This is a genomic window from Streptomyces sp. NBC_00239 (assembly GCF_036194065.1).
In the GTDB taxonomy this organism is placed as follows: Bacteria; Actinomycetota; Actinomycetes; order Streptomycetales; family Streptomycetaceae; genus Streptomyces.
Genome location: NZ_CP108095.1, coordinates 3,619,289 through 3,634,903, shown reverse-complemented (window position 1 = coordinate 3,634,903; position 15,615 = coordinate 3,619,289). Strand labels below are relative to the sequence as shown.

Below are 15,615 nucleotides of genomic sequence, written 5' to 3'. Positions count from 1 at the left end.
GTCACACCGCCGGCAGCCGTACGGCGACGGCCGGGCGGCAGCGCACAGCAGCGCACCCAACCTGCCGTCAGCGCTCAGCAGTTGCCCGCGGCGGGCCGGCCCGCGAACCGGTCGGCCAGCCAGTCCGCCGCCGCCGACGTGTGCGTGATCACGCCGCTGACGTGCTCGCCCACCCAGATCGTCGACCAGTCCACGGCGGCGCCCCGCGCGCACCAGTCGGCGCGCAGCTGCCGCCCCACCGCGTACGGGATCAGCTCGTCGCCCAGCGCGTGGTACTGGTGCACGGGCGCGGCCGGCGCGGTCCGGCCGAGCTTCGACCGGTTCAGGCGGTCCCGCCAGTCGGGGCGCTCCAGCGGGTTCGTCGTGGTGAGGTCGGAGATCCGTTTGAAGGAGCCGACGGTCGCGTCGACCGCGACGCAGTTCTCCTTGAAGAAGCCGACCAGGGCCTTGCCCGCCGGGTTGAGGTAGGAGTCGAGGTCCAGCTCGGGGTAGGCGGCGTCCTGCCCGGCGGCCGCCATGAAGATCAGACCGGAGCCGTACGAGCCGTTGTTGAAGTCCGCGACCGCCAGCAGGTCGGCCGGGACCCCGCCGGTCGCGGTGCCCTTCACGTTCAGCTCGGGCGCGTACGAGCCCTGGAGTTCGGCGGCCCAGCTCGACGCCTGCCCGCCCTGCGAGTAGCCCATGATGCCCACCGGGCCGGCCGCCGACAGCCCGGTCCCCGGAAGCCGCTGGGCGGCGCGCGCCACGTCGAGCATGGCGCGCCCGGCGGACGGGCCGACCGTGTACGTGTGGACGCCGGGGGTGCCCAGGCCCTCGTAGTCGGTGACGGCCACGGCCCAGCCGCGCAGGGTCAGTTGCTGGATGAGGTTGGCCTCCATGGCCGTGCCGTTCGGCAGGTTGGCGCTCGGCGCGCAGGAATCGCCGAGGCCGACCGTGCCGACGGCGTACGTGACGAGGGGGCGCGGTCCGGTCCGGCCGTCCTGCGGGACGATCACGGTGCCCGACACCACGTTCGGCTTCCCGTCGGCCGTGGTCGAGCGGTAATGGACCTTCCAGGCCCGGGTGTTCGTCCACTGGCCGGGCAGCGGGTGGAAGGCGGAGGGCACGGAACTCACGATGTCGCCGGGCGCGCCGCCGGCGGTGGCGGAGGAGGCGTCGGAGCCAGTGGCGTCGGAAGCGGTGGCGTCGGAAGCGGTGGCGGTGCCGGCGGGCACCGCCGCCGACAGGGCCAGGGCGGCCACGGCGACGAGGGTCTTGCTGCGGATACGCATGGGGCGGCTCTCCCGAGGTACCGGTGGGGGTGTGGGGGTGTGGGGCGCCGGCCGGTGGGTGCGGCCGGTAGACAGAAGGTAGTGACCGGCCGGTGGGCGCGGCGCTGACCGCGCAGCTCAGCTTTCCTGGCCGCGGGGACCACACCGCGTCCGGTACGCACCCGGCGTGGTCCCCGTCCACCGCCGGAACGCCCGGTGGAAGGCGGTGTCCTCGGAGAAGCCCAGCCGGGCGGCGAGTTCCGCGATCGGCTCCCCGCCCTCCGCGAGCCCCGCGATCGCCGCGTCCCGCCGCACCTGGTCCTTGAGTTGCTGGTAGGAGGTCTCCTCCGCCCCGAGCCGGCGGCGCAGCGTCGCCGGGCTCACCGCGAGCCGCCCCGCGACCTCGCCGAGCGCCGGCAGCCGGGGCGAGGCCCGCAGCCCCTGCACCAGGGCCCGGCGCACCTGTTCGGCCACCGTCGTGCCGTACTCGGGCCGCGACAGCAGGTCGAAGGGGGCCCGCCGCAGCATCGCGTCGAGGGCGGCCTCGTCCCGTACGAGCGGTGCGGTCAGCCAGTGCGCGCCGAACGCGGCGCCCGTCCGCGGCTCCCCGAACCGCACCGGGCACCCGAAGAGCACCCCGTACTCGTCCTTGTGGGGCGGCGGCGGATAGGCGAAGGACGCGTAGGAGAGCGGGATGCGGTGCCCGATCAGCCAACTGCACAGCCGGTGCCAGATGATCAGCAGGCACTCGGCGAGGAACCGGTCCTCGTCGGCGGGCAGTTCGCCGCGGACCGTGAACCGGGCCTCCCCGCCCGCCGTGGCCGCCGCGCCCGCCGCGCCCGCCCCGCCCGCCGCGGCCCCCGGGTCTCCCGGGCCCGTGTCGAGCACCAGGTCGGGCCCGCCGGGGAAGAGCCGGTAGAAGGCACTGCCCCGCTCGATGGCCGCGCCCAGGTCCCGGCAGCCCAGCGAGGCGTAACACATCATCGCGAAGGTCCCCGGCCGGCTGGGCGCGCCGCCCAGCCCGAGGAACTCGTCCTGGGTGTTCCGGTACAGGGCCCGGAACAGCCGCGCGAACTGCGCCGGGGTGACCCGTGCCCGGTCGTCCCCCAGCAGCAGCGGCGGAATCTGCGCCTCCTGAAGGAGCGGCACGGTGTCCAGGCCGCTGCGGTGCGCGCCCGCGAGCACGGCCCGCACATGGTGCACGGTGATCGTCCGCCTCCCCATGCTCCGACGGTAGCCCCAATGAGCGCCAGGGTCAGCGGTGGTGACGCTTCCGGTCATGCCGTGCGGTGGGCCGCCCTGTCTAGCGTCGGGATACGCGGGCTCATCCCGCGGCGATCCCCGGGAGGCGAGCGATGGACGTACGGCCTTCGACCCTGGCGGTGTTCACGGCGTGGACGGCGCGCCGGCACGGCCCGCAGACGGCCCTGCGGTACCGGCGGGACGGCGCCTGGCAGACCCGTACGTACGAGGAACTGCACGAACGGGTACGGGCGGTGGGGTGTGCCCTGCTCGGCCTGGGCGTGGCCGCGGGCGAGCGGGTCGCGCTGCTCGCCGAGACCCGCCCGGAGTGGACGTACGCGCACTTCGGGGCGCTGGCGGCGGGCGCGGTGCTGGTGCCGGTGTATCCGACGGCGGGGGAGGAGGAGCTCGGCTGGGTGCTGGGCGACTCCGGGGCGGTGGTGGCGGTCTGCGACGACGCGGAGCAGGCGGGGCGGGTGGAGCGGCTGCGGGCGAGGCTGCCGCTGCTGCGGGAGGTGGTCCTGCTGGACGCCCTCACGGCGACGCCGGCCGGGTCGGGGCCGGTCGTCGGCGAACTCGGCGCGCGGGCCGCGGCCGTGGCGTCCGGAGCGGACGCGGCGATCGTCTACACCTCGGGCACCACCGGCCTGCCGAAGGGCTGCCGCCTCACCCACGGCAACCTGGGCGCGGTCCAGGACGCGACGCTTCCGCTGATCCGTGGGGGGCCGGGGGACTCGACGTACCTGTACCTGCCGCTGGCCCACCTGCTCGCCCAGCTGATCCAGTTCACCACTCTGCTGGAGGGCGGCGAGCTCTGCTACTTCGGCGGCCGGATCGAGGACGTGGTGGGCGAACTGGCCGAGGCCCGGCCCACGCACCTGCCGTCCGTGCCACGGCTGTTCGAGAAGGTGCACGCGGTGGTGCGGTCGCTGGCGGAGGCGCAGGACGGCGGGCGGGCGCGCTTCGAGGAGGCGGTACGGCTCGGGGTGCTCGCCGCCGAGGGCCGCCTGCCCGCCGCGGACCGGGAGGCGCACGCGGCGGCGGAGAAGTCGCTGTACGCGCCGGTCCGGGAGGCCTTCGGGGGCCGGCTGCGGTGGGCCCTCACCGGCGGGGCGCCGATCGACCCGGCCACCCTCGACTTCCTGCGGGCCTGCGGGATCGCCGTGTTCGAGGGGTACGGGATGACCGAGTCGGGCGGGGTGATCAGCCTCAACCACCCGGGCGCGGTCCGCCACGGCTCGGTGGGCCGGCCGGTCGCCGGCTGCGAGGTGCGGATCGCCGACGACGGGGAGGTGCTGGCCCGCGGGCCGATGGTGTTCCCCGGCTACCACGCCAACGAGGCGGCGACCGCGGAGGCGGTGGACGCGGCGGGGTGGCTGCACACGGGCGATCTGGGCGCGCTGGACGCGGACGGCTTCCTGCACGTCACGGGACGCAAGAAGGAACTCGTCATCACCTCCGCGGGCAAGAACCTGTCCCCGGCCGAGACGGAGTACGCCATCCAGCGGTCCCGGTACGTGGCACGGGCCGTCATGGTCGGCGACCGGCGGCCGTATCCGGTGGCGCTGATCACTCTGGACGCGGGGGAGATCGCGGACTGGGCGCGGCGGGAGGGGGTGGACGTGGGGGCCGACGCGGAGCGGTGTCCGCGGGTGCGGGAGCTGATCGGCGGGGTGGTGGCGGAGGCGAACGCGGTGGTGTCGCGGCCGGCGCGGATACGGGCCTTCCGGATACTGCCCGGCGAATTCACGGTCGCCGACGGCACCCTGACCCCCACCCTGAAACTCCGCCGCCACGCCATAGCGACCCGCTACGCCACGGAAATAGCCACCCTGTACACCCCCTGACCCCGCGCCCTTCCCGCCCGCCGGTGCGGGACCCAACCCCCGGCCTCGCCGGCGCCGCGGGGCGCAACCCCCAGCCTCGCCGGCCGCCGGGGCGCAACCTCCAGCCTTGTCGGCGCTGCGGGGTGCGACCTCCAGCCTCGCCGGCGCTGCGTGCGGCAAATCCCAGCCTCGCCGGCCGCCGGGGTGCGACCTCCAGCCTCGCCGGCCGCCGGGGTGCGACCTCCAGCCTCGCGGGCCGCCGGGGTGCGACCTCCAGCCTTGTCGGCGCTGCGGGGTGCGACCTCCAGCCTCGCGGGCGCTGCGTGCGGCAAATCCCAGCCTCGCCGGCGTTTGAGGCGCGGGGTTTGGGGCGGAGCCCCAACGAACAACCCGGCTCCGCCGGGCACCGGGCTCTGCCCGGACCCGCGCCTCAAACGCCGGCGAGGCTGGTAATGCGCCGGGCACCGGCGAGGCTGAGGGTGCGCCGGGTACTGGCGAGGCTGGTAATGCGCCGGGCACCGGCGAGGCTGAGGGTGCGCCGGGTACTGGCGAGGCTGGTAATGCGCCGGGCACTGGCGAGGCTGGGGGTGTGCCGGGCGCCGGCGAGGCCAGGGGCGTTGCGGGGTCAACGGGGCGTATGGGACGGCGGGGTCGGGCAGGAGGGGCGGGGGCCGCCGGGGGCGCAAGGGCGGCCGCTATGATCCGGCGAGCGTCCGACCTCACGTATCGCGCACACCCATGGGGGGACCCCGTGCGTACACCTTCCGTCTCCGCGCCCGCACCGCGCCGCACCCTGACGGCCCTCGCCACAGCCGCCCTCGCCGCCCTCGCCACCGCCGTCCTCTCGGCCCCCGCCCAGGCCGCCGTGGTCGGCGTCCCGACCCAGGCCCGGGCCGCCGCGCCCAGCGGCCCGGCCACCGCCCAGGCCGCCCCCGCGGCCCCCGCGGCCACCGGGTACGACCGCTGCACCTGGGGCAGCCTCTGCGTGTTCAGCGGGCCGGTGGGCCAGGGCGAGATGCTCGTCGTCAAGGGCGGCCGGCTCGACCTCGGGTCGTGGAACAACCGCATCAGCTCGTATGTGAACCACACCTCCCACCCGGTGTGCTTCCACCCCGAGCCGGGCCTCGCCCCCACCGGCGCCGTGCACTTCTACACCGGCCGCGGCTCCTTCGACGAGAGCGCCTCGCCCGAACTCGACAACGCCGTCAGCTCCCTCGACACGGGCCCCGAAGCCGACTGGTTCTGCGGCACGGAGGCGCGCCACCCCGTCTTCCAGTGGGAGGGGCAGCCCAAGCCGCGCCCGAAGCCGGTGCCCGCCGGCGGCGCCTTCGGCGACCTCGACGGCGACGGCTACGGCGACCTGCTGGCGCGCAACAAGTTCGGGCAGCTGTGGACCGCGCACGCCGACCCGGGCACCGCGCGCACCGCGCTCGTCGGCGGCGGCTGGAACTCCATGACCAAGCTGACCCGCCACGGCGACTTCACCTCGGACGGCCGCGAGGACCTGCTGGCCCGCGACACGGCCGGCGTGCTCTGGTGCTACCCCGGCAAGGGCAACGGCGCCTTCGGCACCCGCACCAGGGTCGGCGCCGGCTGGAACGCCATGCGCGACCTGGCCGCCGCGGGCGACCTGACCGGCGACGGCCGGGCCGACCTGCTGGCCGCCGACACCGACGGCACCCTGTGGACGTACCCCGGCAACGGCAAGGGCGCCTTCACCGCCCGCAAGAAGGTCGGCGGCGGCTGGAAGGCCTTCAACGAGCTGGTCGGCGCGGGCGACGTGAACTCCGACAAGCGGGCCGACCTGGTCGCCCGGGACACCGCCGGCCGGCTCTGGCTCTACCCGGGCAACGGCCGCGGTGCCTTCGGCGCCCGCGCGCTCATCGGCAGCGGCGGCTGGAGCGGCCTCACCGAACTCGCCGGCGCCGGCGACCTCACCGGGGACGGCCGCCCCGACCTGATCGCGCACGCCCCCAAGGACAACGGCATCCGCGTCTACCCGGTCGCCGCCGACGGCACCCTGAGGTCCCCGTACCTGCTCGCCGGCTCCCAGGACACCCACCTCGTCTTCTGAGCCCGCCCCGGCTCCCGCCAGAGCCCGCCCTGCCCCTCACTGTCGAATGGAGCCCCGGTTCATGTCCCGAACCGTCCGCCCGCGCGCCCTGGCGCGGCGCGCCCTCGGCGCCGCGGTCGCCCTGACCGCCACGCTGGCCACCCTCGTCACCGCCGCCCCGGCGGTCTCGGCCGCCGAGCCCTCCGACCGTTGTCCGGCGGGCAAGCTGTGCGTCTTCCAGTACCCCGACTACCAGGGCGCGATGAAGATCCTGTCGGCCGGCGCGCCCCGGCTCGGCGCCGACTGGAACGACAAGATCTCCTCGATCGTCAACAAGAGCGGCCTGTGGGCGACCTTCTACACGAAGCCCGACTACAACACCGACCCCGACTACGTGATCGTCTCGCCGTACAACGGGCCCATCGACCTCCACCGGTCCTTCGACGGCCGGTACGACAACGTGACCAGCTCCTACCGGGTCGCGACCACGGAGTACGAAGTCGTCCAGGGCGTCCCCTACATGTCCTGGTACACCTTCCCCGAGGTGCGCCGGCCCGACGCGCTGCCCGCCGCCGGGCAGTTCGGCGACATGGACAACGACCGCCGCCCGGACCTGATGGAGCGCGCCGACGACGGCCGGCTGTGGTTCCTGTCCGGCAACGGCGACGCGAACGGCGTCACCAAGGGCCGCCTGATCGGCGGCGGCTGGAACGCGATGACCCAGATCGTCCGGCACGGCGACCACAACTCCGACGGCCGCGAGGACGTGTTCGCCCGTGACCGGTCCGGCGTCCTGTGGTTCTACCCGGGCACCGGCACCGGCTCCCTCGGCGCGCGCGTGCGCATCGGCGCGGGCTGGAACGGCATGCGCGAGATCAGCGCGGCCGGCGACCTCACCGGCGACGGCCGCCGGGACCTGCTGGCCCGCGACACCGCCGGAGTGCTGTGGACGTACCCGGGCAACGGCAAGGGCGCCTTCACCGCCCGCCGGAAGGTCGGCGCCGGCTGGAACGTCATGAACCAGCTTGCCTCGCCCGGTGACATGACCGGCGACGGGAAGTCCGACCTGCTGGCCCGCGACGGGCAGCGCGCCCTGTGGCTCTACCCCGGCAACGGCAAGGGCGCCTTCGGCGCGCGCAAGAAGCTCCCGTACGCCTGGCCCGCCGACGAGCCGGTCATCGCCACCGGCGACGTGAACGGCGACGGGCACGCGGACTTCATGCGGCCGATCGGCTACCAGGTCTCCCTCTACCTCGGCAACGGCCGTGGCGGGATCAGCCGTCCGCAGCCGGACACCCTGTGGGACAGCGCGGAGCGCGTCCGCGTGTTCTGAGACACAGTGGCCTGAAACACAGGGGCCCGAAACGCGACGGCCGGCTCCCTCGAACGCCAAGTGCGTCCGGGCGAGCCGGCCGCCCGCATCCGGGCGGCGCAGGGGCCGTCAGCAGAGAGCGCCCTGGGGTGCAGAGCGGGGCCATCCGGTCATTCCGGACAACCTCAAGAGGCCCTGTGGGAAAGGGCATTGACCCGGCGCCCGAACAAGGGGTCCCATAACGAGGGGGGACGGCGAGTCGCCGCCTCGGACCTGATAAACAGTGGATATTCACGGCTCGACCGGCCTGGTCCGTCTTGGGGGGAACGCCGCACTGTGAAGCCTCTTCACCGTCATCTGGTCAACACTTCGCGCAAAGTGCTGTGCACCGCCGCGCTCGCGGCCAGCCTGACCACCGCTGCCGTCGTGGGCAACACGCCCACCGCCGACGCCGGCGAGTCCGAGCCGACCGGCGACAGCCCCCAGGCCCAGGACCGCGGCAACGCCCGCCTCGACCTGCCCGACCTGGTCGCCGACCCGCCGCCCGTACAGGGCGCGCCGGAGGGCTCCACCGGCATACCCGCCACCGCCCTCGACGCCTACCAGCGCGCCGCCAGCTCGGTCGCCGCCGCCCTGCCCGGCTGCCACCTGCCCTGGGAACTCCTCGCCGGCATCGGCCGCGTCGAGTCCGTGCACGCCTCCGGCTACGGGCTGAAGGCCGACGGCACCACCGAGAAGCCGATCCGCGGCCCCCGCCTCGACGGCAACGGCTTCGCGAAGATCCTCGACACCGACAAGGGTGCGTGGGACGCGGACACCGAGTTCGACCGCGCGGTCGGCCCGCTCCAGTTCATCCCGTCCACCTGGGCGCAGTGGGGCGCCGACGGCAACGGCGACGGCCAGCGCAACCCCAACAACATGTACGACGCGGCCCTCGGCGCCGGCCTGTACCTGTGCGCCGGCGACCGCGACCTGGCCCAGCCGGCCTTCCTCGACAAGGCCGTCCTGAGCTACAACAACTCGCGCGAGTACGTGAACACGGTGCTCGGCTGGATGCGCCAGTACCAGAAGGGCGGGGCCGCCCAGGTCCCGAACCCGCCGGCCGTCCCCGTCGTGCCGCCGACCACGCCGCCCGTCACGCCCACCCCGCCGGTCACCCCGACCCCGCCGGTCACGCCGCCGGTCACCCCTCCGGTCACCCCGCCGACCAAGCCCCCGACGAAGCCGAACCCGCCGGCGGCGACCGTCTCCGGCCTGGAACGGCTCGGCTCGGGCACCCTCAAGGCCGAGGCCGGCACCGTCTTCACCACGTCCCCGCAGGCCAAGGCCAAGCTGAGCAACGGCAAGCCGGCCGCCCGCGAGGTCGTCGTCTTCGAGATCGAGAACGACACCTCCGGCACGGTCTTCGCGGCCAGCGGCAAGACCCACGTGGTGGTGCGCACCGACGCCTCGGGCATCGCCACCGCGCCGGTCATCAAGGCGGGCGAGAAGGCGGGCGCGATGCCCGGAGTCTTCACCCTGCGCGCCACGCTCTACGGCACCCGCGAGTTCACCGTGAAGTTCGCCGGCACCGTGACGCCGAAGCCGGTCCTCACGGCGGACGCGCTGGAGCGGACCGGCGACACCAAGACGCCGGAGGCGGTCGCGGGCGGCAGCTTCGCCCGGCGCGTCGAGGTCCTGGCCAAGGCCAAGGGCAAGCCGGTCGCGGGCACCGCCGTCACGGCGACCATGGTCCGGCTGGACGCGAAGGGCGCCTGGGTGCCGGCCGAGACCGGCCCGTTCTTCAAGGACGAGGACGGCAAGGAGATCAGGACCCTGACGCTGGCGCCGTCCGGCGCCGACGGCCGGATCATCCTCCCGGAGATCTTCGCCTCGGACGTCGCGGGCACCTACCAGGTGCTGCTGACCACACCCGAGAAGGTCCAGCTCGTCGTCGACCTGGTGGTCAAGGAGAAGCCGGCCACGGAAGAGCCGACGACCGCGCCGAGCGACCCGGCCACCCCGGCGGACCCGGCCCGGCCCACCGGCCCGGCCAAGCCCTGACAGCCGAGTCCCGACCGTCAAGTCCTGAACGCGGCGGAGCCCCGCACCCCTCACCCGGGGTGCGGGGCTCCGCCATGTCCGCGGGCCCTGTCGGCGGGCCGCATTCGCGGACCCTTCCGCGCGCCGTTCCGCCGCGGAAACGGCGCACGAAAAGGCAGGAGCCCCGCCCCCGCTTGCGCGGAAGGGCAGGGCTCCTTGGGTACTGCACTTGAAGTACTACTTGCTTCCGACCGCGATCGGGTCGGCCCGGGCAACTAGGCCGGGGTGACGTTCTCCGCCTGCGGACCCTTCGGGCCCTGCGTGACGTCGAAGTTCACCTGCTGGTTCTCCTCGAGGGAGCGGAAGCCAGAGGCGTTGATCGCGGAGTAGTGAACGAAGACATCCGGGCCGCCGCCGTCCTGGGCGATGAAGCCGAAGCCCTTTTCAGCGTTGAACCACTTCACGGTTCCGGTAGCCATAAGCCCTCCTTGGGCCAAAGGGTTGCCCTGCTCCAGAACCTGCTGAGAAGTCTGAAAACTACAAAAGCCTGCGGGTTACATGCTCCGCAGGCTCTGTACTGCAAGGGAAACCAAACTGCAACTTGCGTGGAGCCTAGCACGCAGAGCACGGAGGAGACCAGAGGGAAAGATCACGTCACTCGGACGTTTGAGACCCTCGACGAGGCTGACGGCCGGCCGCGGGCTAGTCTCGCCATGTGGACGCCAATCGCAGCCGGCCCAGGGTCGGCCACATTCAGTTCCTGAACTGCCTGCCCCTGTACTGGGGCCTGGCCCGCACCGGCACCCTGCTGGACCTGGAGCTGACCAAGGACACCCCCGAGAAGCTCAGCGAGCGGCTCGTCCAGGGGGAGCTGGACATGGGTCCCATCACCCTCGTGGAGTTCCTGCGCAACGCGGACGACCTGGTCGCCTTCCCCGACCTGGCGGTCGGCTGCGACGGCCCGGTCATGTCCTGCGTGATCGTGTCCCAGCTGCCCCTGGAGCAGCTCGACCGGGCCCGGGTCGCACTCGGTTCCACCTCCCGCACGTCCGTCCGGCTCGCCCAGCTGCTCCTCGCCGAGCAGTACGGGGTGCGGCCCGAGTACTACACCTGCCCGCCCGACCTCGGGGTGATGATGCAGGAGGCCGACGCCGCCGTACTGATCGGCGACGCCGCCCTGCGGGCCTCCCTCCACGACGCCCCCCGGCTCGGGCTCACCGTCCACGACCTGGGGCTCATGTGGAAGGAGTGGACCGGACTGCCGTTCGTGTTCGCCGTCTGGGCGGCCCGCAAGGACTACCTCGCCCGCGAACCCGAGGTGGTCGGCAAGGTCCACGAGGCCTTCCTCGCCTCCCGCGACCTGTCCCTGGAAGAGGTCTCCAAGGTGGCCGAGCAGGCCGCCCGCTGGGAGTCCTTCGACGCGGACCTGCTGGAGCGCTACTTCCGCACCCTCGACTTCCGCTTCGGCCCGGAGCAGCTGGCCGGCGTCCGTGAGTTCGCCCGCCGCACCGGCGCCACGACGGGCTTCCCCTCGGACGTCAGGGTCGAGTTGCTGGGGCGGTAGCCGCCCAGGAGGGGCCGGCCGGCTCGCCTTCCGGCACGGGCCCCTGGAGGTGTTGCGAGAGCCACTCCATGGTGCCCTCGCCCATGCCCCGGATGTACGTCTTCGCGTTGTGGCTGCCGTCCGGAATGATCTGCAGGTGGGTTTTCACCGGACCTTTGCCGAAATCCCGGATGAAATTCCGGAGATTCGGCATTCCGCTTTCCCGGGTGCCGATCTGGAAGGCGAGATAGACGTCCGGGCCGCCGCGCTCGATGAGGGCCTCCGCGAGGTTCTCCGGATTGTTCGCCGCGCGTTCCTCCTCGTAGCCGTTCCACAGGGGCGAGTCGGGCAGGATGTCGGGCCCCGAGGCGATCACCGCCTTGAATTGGCCGGGGTGCTGCAGGACCGTCTTCAGCGCGGCGAATCCGCCCGACGAGGAGCCCATGAAGGCCCAGCCGTCGCGGGAGCGGAAGGTGCGGAAATTGGCCCGCGCGAAGTCGGGCACGTCCTCGGCGAGCCAGGTGCCCATCCGGGGCTGACCGGGGATGTCGCTGCCGTCGTAGAAGTACTTGGCGTCCGGGTTCAGCACCGGCATCACCACGATGAAGGGCAGCGAGGTGCCGTCCTGCGACCACTGGGCGATGCTGCTCTGCAGCTTCAGGCCGGCGCCCATCCAGTAGTTCTTGGGGTAGCCGTGGCCGCCGGGCAGGGCGATCAGCACCGGGAAGCCGCTCTTCGCGTACCGGGGCTCGAAGTACTGCCGCGGTGCCCACACCCAGACCTTGCCGGTGAACCCGGACTTGGGGCCCTCCAGCGTGGTCACGGCGATCGCCGTGCCGTCGTCGAGCGTGCTCTCCTGCGTGAACCGGGCCTTGGGGCCGGTCGGCAGCCGGGTCAGGCGCTCGGCACGCGACGGCGCCTCACCGGCGGACACGGACGTGGTGCGGGTGCCGGTGCCGGCCGCGGAGGCCGTCGGATCGCCGGTGGCGACCGCGTTCGGGGCGTCGAAGCTGACCGGATCGCCGGAACCGGAACAGCCGGTCAGCAGGGCGCCGAGCAGCGCGGCGGCGAGTGCGGTACCGAGGGCCGGGCGCCCGGCGGGTATGCGGGTGGAGCGGCGTGCGGGGGTGGTGCGGACGTTCATGCGGATCACCGTTGCACGGATTCGCCGCGTTTGCGTCACCGGCGTCCCCGAGACCGCTTAGGGTGCTGCACCGGCACGGGCGTACGACAGCAGGGGGAGCCATGCAGCCGCTCGAAGCGGGGGACCCGCAGACCATCGGGGCGTACCGGCTCCTCGGCAGGCTCGGCGCGGGCGGCATGGGGGCCGTCTACCTGGGGCGCAGCGCCGGCGGCCGGACCGTCGCGGTGAAGATCGTGCACCCGCACTTCGCCCGGGACGAGGAGTTCCGGGCCCGGTTCCGGCGGGAGGTCGCGGCGGCCCGCCGGGTCGGCGGCGCGTGGACGGCCCCGGTGCTGGACGCGGATCCGGAGGCGCCGGTGCCGTGGGTGGCCACCGGCTACGTGGCGGGCTCCTCGCTGGACCGGGCGCTGGCCGCGCACGGCCCGCTGCCGGAATCATCCGTACGGGCGATCGGCTGCGGGCTGGCCGAGGCCCTCGCGGCCGTGCACGCGCTGGGCCTGGTCCACCGGGACGTGAAGCCGTCGAACGTGATGCTCACCCTGGACGGGCCCCGGCTGATCGACTTCGGGATCGCGCGGGCCACCGACGGCACGGCCTCGCTGACCTCCACCGGTGTCTCGGTGGGCTCGCCCGGCTACATGGCCCCCGAGCAGATCCTCGGCAAGGGCACCACCGCGGCCGCCGACCTGTTCTCGCTGGGCGCGGTCCTCGTCTTCGCGGCGACCGGCGCCCCGCCCTTCACCGGGGACAACTCGGCGACCCTCCTCTACAAGGTCGTGCACGAGGAGCCGGAGGTCGGCCGGGCCCTGACCGGGGAGCTGCGCGAGCTGGTGCTCGCCTGCCTGGCGAAGAACCCGGCCGCCCGGCCCACCCCCGGCGAGCTGTCGGCCGCGCTGGCCCCTGCGGGCGCCGCCGCGCTCGTCCAGCCGGGCTGGCTGCCCGCGCCGCTGGTCGCCGACGTCTCGCGGGCGACGGTCCGGCTGCTGGACCTGGAACCGGCACAGGCCCCCGCCGACGCGTCCGGCCCGGTGCCGTTCGCCACGCCCTCGTACGGAGGCCGCGGCGAGGGCGGCGGCTTCGGCCCGCCGGACCCCTCGTACGGTCCGCCGGGCGGGGTCCTCCCGGGCCCGCGGGACGGCATGCCGGGCGGCGGCCCGGCGACGGCGGGATCCGACGGCGCGGGTACGCCCGTCCCCGGCTACGGCGGTCCGGCCACCGGCCCGGGGAGCGGCTCCGGCCCGGTCCCGGACCCGGGCTCCGGCACCGGTACGGCCGCCCCGGGCGCGGGGAGCGGGCTCAGCGTGACCGCGACCGCCGGGCGCCGGGTCAGCTGCACGGTCGCGCTCGCGGTCGCCGCGGCCGTCGTGGCCGTGACCGGCGGCGGCCTGTACGCCCTCGACCTGCTGCCCGGCCGATCGAAGGGCCATGCCCTCGCGGACGGCGGCAAGGCGTCGACCGCTCCGGGCGCCACGCCCCCGGCCGCCACCGACCCGACGGGCAGCCCCGCGACGGGCCGCCCCTCGCCGGGAGCGACCGCGGAGCAGGGCACCCGCCGGGACGTCCCCGAAGCCTTCCTCGGCACCTGGAAGGGCACCATCACCACCACCAACCTGAACGTGTCCAGCGAGATGGAACTCACCATCTCGGCGGGCCGGGTGGGGCAGACCGTGGCCCGCGACCGCTCCGTCCTGGAGCTCCTGGGCGCCGACTGCAGCGGGGAGTGGAAGCTCGTGTCGGCCACCGACAAGAGCCTGGTCCTGGACAGCAGCCGGACGACCAACCCGCACCCGGGCGTGTGCTCCGACGGCAGCAAGGCGGAACGGTTCACCCTGAACCCGGACGGCACCCTGCACTACGTGTCGGGCGACCGGGCCGCCGGAAAGCCCGTCGGGGACCTGACCCGCAGCCCCTGACGGCCGGGCCCCGGCCCTGGCGTAGGCTGGCTCGGGGTCCGCCCTTCGTGCCCCTCCCGCTCCTCCTCGTTCCTCCTCGACCTCCGCCGAAAGGTGAGCACCGGTGACCGACCAGGCCGCTCTCCAGTCCGTTCTCGACCGAGCCGCCGAGGGAGGCCGGATCTCCGCGGAGGAGGCGCTCGACCTCTACCGCCACGCGCCGCTGCACGCGCTGGGCCAGGCGGCCGACGCCGTGCGCCGCCGCCGGTACGCCGGCACCGAGCACATCGCGACGTACATCATCGAGCGGAACATCAACTACACGAACGTCTGCGTGACGGCGTGCAAGTTCTGCGCGTTCTACGCGGCCCCCAAGGACACCAAGAAGGGCTGGTCCCGCGGCCTCGACGACATCCTGCGCCGCTGCGCGGAGACCGTCGAGCTCGGCGGCACGCAGATCATGTTCCAGGGCGGCCACCACCCGGACTACGGCGTCGAGTACTACGAGGAGCACTTCTCCGCCATCAAGAAGGAGTTCCCGCAGCTGGTCATCCACTCCCTCGGCGCGTCCGAGGTCGAGCACATGGCCAGGATCTCGGGCGTGAGCGCCGAGGAGGCGATCCGCCGGATCCACGCCGCGGGCCTCGACTCCTTCGCGGGCGCCGGCGCCGAACTTCTGCCGGAGCGCCCCCGCAAGGCCATCGCCCCGCTGAAGGAGTCCGGCGAGCGCTGGCTGGAGATCATGGAGATCGCCCACAACCTGGGCGTGGAGTCCACCTCCACCATGCTGATGGGCACCGGCGAGACCAACGCCGAGCGGATCGAGCACATCGCGATGATCCGTGACGTGCAGGACCGGACGGGTGGCTTCCGGGCCTTCATCCCGTACACGTACCAGCCCGAGAACAACCACCTCAAGGGCCGCACCCAGGCGACGATCTTCGAGTACCTGCGGATGATCGCGATCGCCCGGCTCTTCCTCGACAACATCGCGCACATCCAGGGCTCCTGGCTGACCGTCGGCAAGGAGGCCGGCCAGCTCTCCCTGCACTACGGCGCCGACGACCTCGGCTCGATCATGCTGGAGGAGAACGTCGTCTCCTCGGCCGGTGCCAAGCACCGCTCGAACCGCCAGGAGATCATGGACCTGATCCGCAAGGCGGACCGCGTCCCGGCCCAGCGCGCGACCACGTACGAGCACCTCGTCGTGCACGACGACCCGGCGAACGACCCGGTCGACGAGCGCGTGGTCTCGCACATCTCCTCGACCGCGATCGAGGGCGGCACCGCCCACCCGGAGCTGAAGCTCCTCGACGCCCGCTGAGCCGGCG

11 protein-coding genes are annotated in these 15,615 nt (G+C 73.7%); 7 read left to right on the top strand and 4 right to left on the bottom strand.

All coding sequences use genetic code 11. From position 1 onward, the window contains the following. Positions 1 to 74: 74 nt before the first annotated feature. Positions 75 to 1,271, bottom strand: coding sequence for a lipase family protein (locus tag OG764_RS15885; protein ID WP_328969068.1), 1,197 nt, complete (start codon positions 1,269 to 1,271; stop codon positions 75 to 77). Positions 1,272 to 1,388: 117 nt separating this feature from the next. Further along, entirely contained in the window at positions 1,389 to 2,474 is a 1,086-nt protein-coding gene (locus tag OG764_RS15880) for an AraC family transcriptional regulator (RefSeq protein WP_328969067.1), read from the bottom strand. Positions 2,475 to 2,605: 131 nt separating this feature from the next. Between OG764_RS15880 and OG764_RS15875 the strand changes: the two genes are divergently transcribed. The 4 genes from OG764_RS15875 (at position 2,606) to OG764_RS15860 (ending at position 9,726) form a co-directional block, all read left to right on the top strand. After that, on the top strand, positions 2,606 to 4,339 hold the full coding sequence (locus OG764_RS15875) for an AMP-dependent synthetase/ligase (protein ID WP_328969066.1): 1,734 nt from the start codon (positions 2,606 to 2,608) through the stop codon (positions 4,337 to 4,339). Positions 4,340 to 5,069: 730 nt separating this feature from the next. Then, positions 5,070 to 6,392, top strand: a complete 1,323-nt coding sequence (locus OG764_RS15870) for an FG-GAP-like repeat-containing protein (RefSeq protein WP_328969065.1) — start codon at positions 5,070 to 5,072, stop codon at positions 6,390 to 6,392. Positions 6,393 to 6,453: 61 nt separating this feature from the next. Then, positions 6,454 to 7,704, top strand: a complete 1,251-nt coding sequence (locus tag OG764_RS15865) for an FG-GAP-like repeat-containing protein (RefSeq protein ID WP_328969064.1) — start codon at positions 6,454 to 6,456, stop codon at positions 7,702 to 7,704. A 357-nt stretch (positions 7,705 to 8,061) separates the two neighbouring features. Next, a complete protein-coding gene (locus OG764_RS15860) occupies positions 8,062 to 9,726 on the top strand; it encodes a lytic transglycosylase domain-containing protein (RefSeq protein WP_328969063.1) in 1,665 nt (554 codons plus the stop codon). Between the two features lie 254 nt (positions 9,727 to 9,980). Here OG764_RS15860 and OG764_RS15855 read toward each other — a convergent pair whose 3' ends face one another. Beyond that, the gene (locus OG764_RS15855) at positions 9,981 to 10,184 is read right to left on the bottom strand and encodes a cold-shock protein (protein WP_007265804.1); all 204 of its coding nucleotides are present in this window, start codon (positions 10,182 to 10,184) and stop codon (positions 9,981 to 9,983) included. 236 nt (positions 10,185 to 10,420) lie between these two features. Here OG764_RS15855 and OG764_RS15850 point away from each other — a divergent pair, with 236 nt between their 5' ends. Further along, entirely contained in the window at positions 10,421 to 11,269 is an 849-nt protein-coding gene (locus OG764_RS15850) for a menaquinone biosynthetic enzyme MqnA/MqnD family protein (protein ID WP_328969062.1), read from the top strand. Here OG764_RS15850 and OG764_RS15845 read toward each other — a convergent pair. Then, positions 11,244 to 12,392: an alpha/beta hydrolase gene (locus tag OG764_RS15845; RefSeq protein WP_328969061.1), complete on the bottom strand. Its 1,149-nt coding sequence runs from the start codon at positions 12,390 to 12,392 to the stop codon at positions 11,244 to 11,246. The genes OG764_RS15850 and OG764_RS15845 overlap by 26 nt on opposite strands. A 101-nt stretch (positions 12,393 to 12,493) precedes the next feature. Between OG764_RS15845 and OG764_RS15840 the strand changes: the two genes are divergently transcribed. Continuing rightward, entirely contained in the window at positions 12,494 to 14,305 is a 1,812-nt protein-coding gene (locus OG764_RS15840) for a protein kinase domain-containing protein (protein WP_328969060.1), read from the top strand. 103 nt (positions 14,306 to 14,408) lie between these two features. After that, positions 14,409 to 15,608, top strand: a complete 1,200-nt coding sequence (mqnC, locus tag OG764_RS15835) for a cyclic dehypoxanthinyl futalosine synthase (RefSeq protein ID WP_328969059.1) — start codon at positions 14,409 to 14,411, stop codon at positions 15,606 to 15,608. Positions 15,609 to 15,615 lie beyond the last annotated feature (7 nt).